General features: G+C 66.5%; 7 protein-coding genes, 2 tRNA genes and 1 pseudogene. 8 read left to right on the top strand and 2 right to left on the bottom strand.

All coding sequences use genetic code 11. The annotated features are described in order from the left end of the window. Positions 1–160 (top strand): annotated as a pseudogene (locus tag ACE3P6_RS15380) (tRNA guanosine(34) transglycosylase Tgt); the annotation flags it as partial. 121 nt (positions 161–281) lie between these two features. On the opposite strand, the gene ACE3P6_RS15375 reads toward ACE3P6_RS15380, so the two are convergent. Both ACE3P6_RS15375 and ACE3P6_RS15370 read right to left on the bottom strand, forming a co-directional pair. Further along, the gene (locus ACE3P6_RS15375) at positions 282–581 is read right to left on the bottom strand and encodes a BrnA antitoxin family protein (RefSeq protein WP_374396678.1); all 300 of its coding nucleotides are present in this window, start codon (positions 579–581) and stop codon (positions 282–284) included. Continuing rightward, positions 568–822, bottom strand: coding sequence for a BrnT family toxin (locus ACE3P6_RS15370; RefSeq protein WP_374396676.1), 255 nt, complete (start codon positions 820–822; stop codon positions 568–570). Before ACE3P6_RS15370 ends, ACE3P6_RS15375 begins: the two co-directional genes overlap by 14 nt. Positions 823–1,096: 274 nt before the next feature. Between ACE3P6_RS15370 and lon the strand changes: the two genes are divergently transcribed. The 7 genes from lon to ACE3P6_RS15335 all read left to right on the top strand — a co-directional run bounded on the left by lon (position 1,097) and on the right by ACE3P6_RS15335 (position 7,595). Beyond that, positions 1,097–3,493, top strand: coding sequence for an endopeptidase La (gene lon / locus ACE3P6_RS15365; RefSeq protein ID WP_374396674.1), 2,397 nt, complete (start codon positions 1,097–1,099; stop codon positions 3,491–3,493). Between the two features lie 133 nt (positions 3,494–3,626). After that, positions 3,627–4,019 carry an HU family DNA-binding protein gene (locus ACE3P6_RS15360; protein WP_374396672.1) on the top strand — a complete coding sequence of 131 codons (393 nt, stop codon included), beginning with the start codon at positions 3,627–3,629 and terminating at the stop codon, positions 4,017–4,019. Between the two features lie 13 nt (positions 4,020–4,032). Further along, positions 4,033–4,107: transfer RNA gene (locus ACE3P6_RS15355), tRNA-Val, on the top strand. A gap of 120 nt (positions 4,108–4,227) precedes the next feature. Continuing rightward, positions 4,228–4,303, top strand: a tRNA-Val gene (locus ACE3P6_RS15350). A gap of 115 nt (positions 4,304–4,418) precedes the next feature. Next, the gene (locus ACE3P6_RS15345) at positions 4,419–5,675 is read left to right on the top strand and encodes an efflux RND transporter periplasmic adaptor subunit (RefSeq protein WP_374396670.1); all 1,257 of its coding nucleotides are present in this window, start codon (positions 4,419–4,421) and stop codon (positions 5,673–5,675) included. A 1-nt stretch (position 5,676) separates the two neighbouring features. Beyond that, the gene (locus ACE3P6_RS15340; protein WP_374396666.1) at positions 5,677–6,396 is read left to right on the top strand and encodes an ABC transporter ATP-binding protein; all 720 of its coding nucleotides are present in this window, start codon (positions 5,677–5,679) and stop codon (positions 6,394–6,396) included. Next, on the top strand, positions 6,393–7,595 hold the full coding sequence (locus tag ACE3P6_RS15335) for an ABC transporter permease (RefSeq protein ID WP_374396663.1): 1,203 nt from the start codon (positions 6,393–6,395) through the stop codon (positions 7,593–7,595). Before ACE3P6_RS15340 ends, ACE3P6_RS15335 begins: the two co-directional genes overlap by 4 nt. Positions 7,596–7,597 lie beyond the last annotated feature (2 nt).

The raw sequence follows: 7,597 nt of genomic DNA, 5'->3' as shown, positions 1-7,597 counted from the left end.
GGACGAGATCATCGGGTCGATGCTGCTGACCTGGCACAACCTGCACTACTATCAGGTGCTGATGCAGGGGCTGCGGGACGCGATTGCGGGCGGTCGGCTCGGGGCGTTTGTGGCCGGGTTCCATGCGCGGCGGGCCGAGGGGGATGTGGAGCCGGTGTGAGGCTTGGCGGTGGTTCGGTCATCCACCGAAGCCATGTGTCATCCCCGCGCAAGCGGGCAGCCATCTGTCGACACGCTGCTCATGGGTCCCCGCTTGCGCGGGGATGACAGTCAACGCGAAATCACACCCCCGCCGCCTTGCGTAGCGCCTGGTTCATGCGCGACTGCCAGCCCGGTCCAGCCGCCTTGAACGCCGCGACCACGTCGGGGTCCAGCCGCAACGAGACGGCGACCTTGGGGTTCGCCGACTTCGGTCGTCCGGCGATGGACTTGCGCATCTTTTCCGCCAATTCGGGGAAGACTTCGACGAAGGGGCGGGCCTGGGCCAGTTCCTCGTCGGTCAGTTCGGGGCTGTCGACGGCATCCCAGTCTTCGCGGGTATAGCCGTGTTTGGCGGCGTGCCGGGAATCAAATGCCTTCATGGATCGCCCTTTCCTTCTTGCTGGCAGGCCGAAGCGAGATGATGGAGAGAGCCTCGGCGCCAAGTTCATAGTAGATCGTCGTCACCACGCCGTTTTCCAAGACACCGATGGCGGCGCGGCGGCCGGAATGGGCAGGGACGAAAGTCGCGGAGAGAAAGTATTCCGCAGTCAGATCGGCGAAATCGAGACCATGCTTCGCAATGTTAGCCAACCGCTTCGGTTCTTCCCACACAATTACCATATTTTTGTATCTACATAAAGTCGGCCTTGTCAAGATTTTCATAGGGGCAAGAAGTCAACGTGACGTTAACGCCGATCCCGCATCGCCGACACTTCCCGCGCCCCCCGGGGGCTTTCCCACCTTGCACCCGTTCACGCAGAGGTTCATTCTGCCGAACCAAACCGGAACTTGAATCCCCTCGCCGGGGACCACAAGTTAACGAACATGATGGCGGAGCGGGCGGGGTTGCCGATGGTCGGGACCATGTCACGCTGCCGCGAACGAAGGTAGACAAATGAGCACCCAAAGCTATCCGGTCCTGCCGCTGCGCGACATCGTGGTGTTTCCCCACATGATCGTGCCGCTCTTCGTCGGGCGCGAGAAATCTGTCCGCGCGCTGGAAGAGGTGATGCAGGACGACAAGCAGATTCTTCTCAGCTCGCAGAAGGATCCCACCGCAGACGACCCGGACGCCGATGGCATCTTCCGCACCGGCGTGCTGGCGAATGTGCTGCAACTGCTGAAACTGCCCGACGGCACGGTGAAGGTGCTGGTCGAGGGCAAGGCCCGGGTGAAGATCACCGGCTTCATCGAGAACCCGGCCTTCTTCGAGGCCAGTGCCGAAGTGCTGGCCGAGACCGAGGGCGACCAGACTGCCGTCGAGGCGCTGGTCCGCGCGGTGGGCGAGGAGTTCGAGCGCTATACCAAGGTGAAGAAGAACATCCCCGAAGAGGCGCTTGCCGCCGTCTCGGACACGCGTGAGCCCGCGCGGCTGGCCGATCTGGTGGCGGGCCATCTGGGCGTGGACGTGGCGCAGAAACAGGCGATCCTGGAAACGCTGGACGTCGCCGAGCGGCTGGAGAAGGTCTATGGCCACATGCAGGGGGAACTGTCCGTCCTGCAGGTGGAGAAGAAGATCAAGTCTCGGGTGAAAACCCAGATGGAGAAGACCCAGCGCGAGTACTATCTGAACGAGCAGATGAAGGCCATTCAGAAGGAGCTTGGCGACGGCGAGGACGGCCAGAACGAGGTCGCCGAGCTGGAAGAGCGCATCCGCAAGACCGAGCTGAGCAAGGAAGCGCGCGAGAAGGCCGAGGCCGAGCTGAAGAAGCTGAAGTCGATGTCGCCGATGTCGGCGGAAGCGACGGTGGTGCGGAATTACCTCGACTGGCTTCTGGGCGTGCCGTGGGGCGTGAAGTCCCGCGTCAAGAAGGACCTGGGCGCCGCGCAGAAGGTGCTGGATACCGATCACTTCGGGCTGGAGAAGGTCAAGGAGCGGATCATCGAGTACCTGGCGGTGCAGGCGCGGTCGACCAAGCTGAAGGGGCCGATCCTCTGCCTCGTCGGCCCTCCGGGCGTGGGGAAAACCTCGCTGGGGCGGTCGGTGGCCAAGGCCACGGGGCGCGAGTTCATCCGCATCAGCCTTGGCGGCGTGCGGGATGAATCGGAAATCCGCGGCCACCGGCGGACCTATATCGGCTCGATGCCGGGCAAGATCATCCAGTCGCTGAAGAAGGCCAAGACCACCAACCCGCTGATCCTTCTGGATGAGATCGACAAGATGGGCCAGGACTTCCGGGGCGACCCGGCCTCGGCGCTGCTGGAGGTGCTGGACCCCGAACAGAACAACACCTTCATCGACCACTACCTTGAGGTGGAATACGACCTGTCCAACGTGATGTTCATCACCACGGCGAACTCCTACAACATGCCGGGGCCGCTGATGGACCGGATGGAGATCATTCCGCTGGCCGGTTACACCGAGGATGAAAAGCGCGAGATCGCCCGGCAGCACCTGTTGCCGAAGCAGATCGCGGCGAACGGCCTCAAGAAGGGCGAGTTCAGCGTCAGCGACGATGCGCTGAACCATGTCATCCGCTACTATACCCGCGAGGCGGGGGTGCGGAACCTGGAGCGCGAGATCGCCAAACTGGCCCGCAAGGCCGTGACCGACATCCTGAAGGGCAAGGTCAAGCGTGTGGAGATCGATCCGGCCAAGGTCGAGGACTACCTGGGCGTCCAGCGCCACCGCTATGGCCTGGCCGAGAAGGAGGATCAGGTTGGCGTGGTGACGGGCCTGGCCTGGACCAGCGTCGGCGGTGATCTGTTGCAGATCGAGGCGCTGAAGCTGCCGGGCAAGGGCCGGATGAAGACGACCGGGAAACTGGGCGATGTGATGAAGGAATCGATCGAGGCGGCGGCCAGCTATGTCCGCTCGGTCAGCCCCCAGATCGGGGTGAAGCCGCCGAAGTTCGACGCGATCGACATCCACGTCCACGTCCCCGACGGGGCGACGCCGAAGGACGGGCCCTCGGCCGGCCTCGCGATGGTCACGGCCATCGTCTCGGTCCTGACCGGCATCCCGGTCCGCAAGGACATCGCCATGACCGGCGAGGTGACGCTGCGCGGCAACGCCAGCGCCATCGGCGGGCTGAAGGAGAAACTGCTCGCCGCGCTGCGCGGGGGGATCAAGACCGTCTTCATCCCGGAGGAGAACGCCAAGGACCTGGCGGAGATTCCGGAGAACGTGAAGGAAGGGGTGAAGATCATCCCGGTGACCCATGTCCGCGAGGTCCTGGCCCAGGCGCTGGTGCGCCAGCCCGAGCCGGTGGAATGGGACGAGGCGGCGGAAGAGGCGGCCGCAGCGGCCCGGGCGGCAGCGGTTGTGCCGCCGGTGCAGACCGCGCATTGACCGCCGGATGAGACGGGGAAAGGCGCGTCCCTTCCGGGGCGCGCCTTTTCGCATGGAGCCGGGGGAATCGGCTGGCCCTGCGGGGAAAGCGGCTCTATCGTCCGCCGCCGACAGTGATCGAAGGACAGGCAGGATGGCCCGCACCCCCAAGGACAAGACCGAGACGAAAGCCGCCCGGGTCGCCAGGCCCAAGGTGAAGCCCGAGGCCGAAGCAGCGGCGAAACCCGCGCTGACGGTGGTGGAAAGCGCCTCCGGGTCCAAGCCCGTGGCGGTGAAGCTGAAGGATCTGGTCGAGGCGGTGGCCAGCGCGACCGGCGGCCGGAAGCCCGAGGTGAAGGCGGCGGTCGAGGCCACTCTGGCAGCCTTGGGCGAGGCGCTGGCCAGCGGCAAGGCGCTTGCGGTGCCGCCTCTGGGCAAGCTGCGGGTGGTCAAGAGCAAGGGCCCGGCCCTGACCCTGAAGCTGCGCCGCGCTGAGGCAGCAAAGGCTGCGGGATTGGCCCTTGCGGACGACGGCGAGGATAGCTAGAAGACCCGGCATCGGGCGATTAGCTCAGCGGTAGAGCGCTTCGTTCACATCGAAGATGTCAGCGGTTCAAATCCGTTATCGCCCACCATCCTTTCGCAAAGGCGCGCCCGACCGGCGCGCCTTTGTCATTCGGTCGGAAGATGGACCGGGACTTTCCGACAAGGGCCGCCCCTTGCATTGCCCGGGCGCGGCGGCTAGGCAGGGTCGAGGGCGGTTAGCTCAGTTGGTAGAGCGTCTCGTTTACACCGAGAATGTCGGGGGTTCGAGTCCCTCACCGCCCACCACCCGATTGCAAGCAGCGACGGAAACGGCAAGCTGTGGCGTTAGACAAGGGGCAAGGCGGCGCGGATCGCCGGGTGCGCCGGTCTGAAGATGTGCCTGCAGCAAGGGATGGAAGTGATGGCGAACCCGGCGGACGACATGGCCCGGATCCTGGCCCAGGCCCGGCGGCCGCGCCGACGCTGGCTCTGGGTCTTGCTGGCGGTGCTGGGGCTGGCGGGCGCGGGGGCCGGCCTTTGGTACGGTCTGCGGCAGGAAGCGGGCGACGTGCGCTATGAGACCGAGGCGGTCAGCCGGGGGCGGCTGGTCGTGACGGTGACCGCGACAGGTTCGGTCCAGCCGACGACGCAGGTCGATGTGTCGTCGGAACTGTCGGGCGCGCTGGCAGAGGTGGCTGTGGACTTCAACGACCGGGTCGAGGTGGGGCAGGTCCTGGCGCGGCTGGACGACACCAAGCTCAACGACCAGATCCTCACCGCCGAGGCGCAGTTGCAGGCAGCCGAGGCAAGCCTGGAGCAGGCCGCAAGCGCGGTGCGCGAGGCCGAAGTCAATTACGATTCGCAAAGCGAGCTGGACAAGCGCGGGCAGAGCACGCGGTTGAAGATGATCGCAGTCGAGGTGGCGCGCGACCGGGCGCGAGCGGTGGTCGACGGCGCGAAGGCCGAAGTGGCGCTGGCCCGGGCACGGCTGTCGGAGGCCAAGACCGAGTTGGGCAAGGCCACGATCCGCTCGCCGATTTCCGGGGTGGTGCTGAACCGCGCGGCGGAACCGGGACAGATCGTCGCCGCCTCGCTGAATGCGCCGGTGCTGTTCACGCTGGCCGAAGACCTGGCGCGGATGGAGTTGCGGGTGGATGTGGACGAAGCCGACATCGGCCGTGTCGCGGTGGGCAACGAGGCGAGTTTCACTGTCGATGCCTTCCCGGGCCGCAGCTTTCCGGCGGTGATCACCACCGTCCGCTATGCGCCCGAGACGACCGATGGCGTGGTGACCTACAAGGCGATCCTGTCGGTCGACAACAGCGAGGGATTGTTGCGCCCGGGGATGACCGCGACGGCGACGATTGCCGTCACGGTGATCGAGGATACCCTGCGCGTGCCAGGCGCCGCGCTGCGGTTCGAGCCGCCCCAGGTGGCCGATACCGGCAGCAGCCGGGGCGGCAACGGGCTTCTGGGGATGATCATGCCACGCCGACCGACCGCCGCGCCGAAAGCGTCCGGCGGGGCGGACAGGCCGACGGTCTGGGTCCTGCGCGATGGCGTCGCGACCGAGGTCGAGGTCAAGCCCGGCGAGAGCGACGGCAAGCTGACGGCGGTCACCTCGGACGCCCTGGCCGAAGGCGATCTGGTGATTGTCGACCAGAGCGGCGGGGGCTGAGATGACGGCAGCCGCCGCCCCGCCGCTGATCGAACTGGCCGATGTCTCGCGCGTCTATGGCAGCGGCGAGGCCGAAGTGCGGGCGCTGGATCATGTCGACCTGGTGATCGGCCAGGGCGAATTCGTCGCGATCATGGGGCCGTCGGGATCGGGGAAGTCGACGGCGATGAACACGATCGGGCTGTTGGACCGGCCGTCGTCGGGCCGGTTCCTGTTCAACGGGGTCGAGGTGCAGGGTCTGGACCGCGACAGCCGGGCGCTATTGCGTCGGCATTTCCTGGGCTTCGTCTTCCAGGGCTTCAACCTTTTGCCGCGCACCCCGGCGCTGGAGAATGTGGAACTGCCGCTGATCTCCAAGGGGATGCCGCGCGCCGAACGGATCGAACGGGCGCGCGCCGCGCTGCACAAGGTCGGGCTGGAGGGGCGCGAGGGTCACGATGCCTCGCAGCTTTCGGGCGGCCAGCAGCAGCGCGTTGCCATCGCGCGGGCTCTGGTCGGCACCCCGATGGTGATCCTGGCGGATGAACCCACCGGCAACCTCGATAGCCACCGCAGCCACGAGATCATGCGGCTTTTGCAGGGCCTGAACCGCGAGGACGGGATCACCATCGTCATGGTCACGCATGAAGAGGACATTGCCGCCTATGCCAGCCGGTTGGTCGTGTTTGCCGACGGCAAGGTGCGCAGCGACGGGCCGGTCCCGGAAAGGGCGGGCGCATGATCTGGGAGACGCTTCGCCTGGCGCTTCTGGCCCTGCGGCGCAACAAGCTGCGCTCGGGGCTGACCATGCTGGGCATCGTCATCGGGGTGGCGGCGGTCATCGCGATGGTGACGGTGGGGCAGGGGTCGTCGAGGTCGGTCACGGCCAGCGTCGCGAGCCTTGGCAACAACGTGCTGTCGATCCGCCCCGACCGCGGGCCGGGGCCGGGGGGCACGACCGTCTCACGCCCCTTCACGCTGCGCGATGTCGATGCGTTGGCCGATCTGTCGGTCGTCGCCACGATCTCGCCCAGCGTGAGCAGCACGCAGACCGTGGTTGCGGGGGGGCAGAACCTGTCGACCACGATCACCGGCGCAACCTCGGGGCAGTTGGTCACCGGCAACTGGACGCTGCTGCGGGGCCGGGGCTTCAGCCCGTCGGAGGATCGTTCGGGCACCGCCGTCTGCATCATCGGCGAGACCGTAAGGCAGGCGCTCTTCGGCAATTCCGACCCGACCGGCCAGCAGATGCGCGCGGGCAATGTCTCCTGCGAGGTGATCGGCCTTCTGCAGGCGAAGGGGGCCGGAACCTTCGGGCAGGATCAGGATGACATCGTGCTGATGCCGATCCGCACGGTGCAGCGCCGGTTTCTGGGCAGCGACAGCGTCAGCTCGATCTCGGTGGCGCTGACCCCCGGCGTCTCCAGCGCGCGCGGAATCCGGGACATCCAGACGCTGATGCGCGAACGGCGGCGGATCGCGATGGATGAGGAAGACGATTTCAGCGTCATGGACATGGCGCAGCTGGCCTCGATCCTGACCGGGATCAATTCGGTCCTGACCGGCATGCTGTCTTCGGTCGCGGCGGTCAGCCTTCTGGTCGGCGGGATCGGCATCATGAACATCATGCTGGTCTCGGTGACGGAACGGACGCGCGAGATCGGCATCCGGCTGGCCGTCGGGGCCGAGGGGCGGCAGGTGCAGATGCAGTTTCTGGTCGAGGCGGTGGTGCTGTCGCTGGTCGGCGGGATCATCGGCGTGGCGGTGGGGCTGGCGCTGGCCTTCGTCGCCTCGCTGGTCATGGCGATCCCCTTCGCGCCGCAACTTTACGTCGTGGTGCTGGCCTTCGGCTTCTCGGCGCTGATCGGGGTCATCTTCGGCTATTTCCCGGCGCGCAAGGCGGCCTCGCTGGACCCGATCATCGCGCTGCGGCACGAGTGACG

The organism is Tabrizicola sp. (assembly GCF_041911175.1).
Lineage (GTDB): Bacteria > Pseudomonadota > Alphaproteobacteria > Rhodobacterales > Rhodobacteraceae > Tabrizicola.
This window is presented reverse-complemented; position numbering and strand designations above follow the sequence as displayed.

Excerpts from the sequence above, each read along its gene's own strand:
- ACE3P6_RS15375 (WP_374396678.1), bottom strand. The coding sequence starts at position 581 with ATGAAGGCATTTGATTCCCGGCACGCCGCCAAACACGGCTATACCCGC.
- ACE3P6_RS15370 (WP_374396676.1), bottom strand. The coding sequence starts at position 822 with ATGGTAATTGTGTGGGAAGAACCGAAGCGGTTGGCTAACATTGCGAAG.
- lon (WP_374396674.1), top strand. The coding sequence starts at position 1,097 with ATGAGCACCCAAAGCTATCCGGTCCTGCCGCTGCGCGACATCGTGGTG.
- ACE3P6_RS15360 (WP_374396672.1), top strand. The coding sequence starts at position 3,627 with ATGGCCCGCACCCCCAAGGACAAGACCGAGACGAAAGCCGCCCGGGTC.
- ACE3P6_RS15345 (WP_374396670.1), top strand. The coding sequence starts at position 4,419 with ATGGCGAACCCGGCGGACGACATGGCCCGGATCCTGGCCCAGGCCCGG.
- ACE3P6_RS15340 (WP_374396666.1), top strand. The coding sequence starts at position 5,677 with ATGACGGCAGCCGCCGCCCCGCCGCTGATCGAACTGGCCGATGTCTCG.
- ACE3P6_RS15335 (WP_374396663.1), top strand. The coding sequence starts at position 6,393 with ATGATCTGGGAGACGCTTCGCCTGGCGCTTCTGGCCCTGCGGCGCAAC.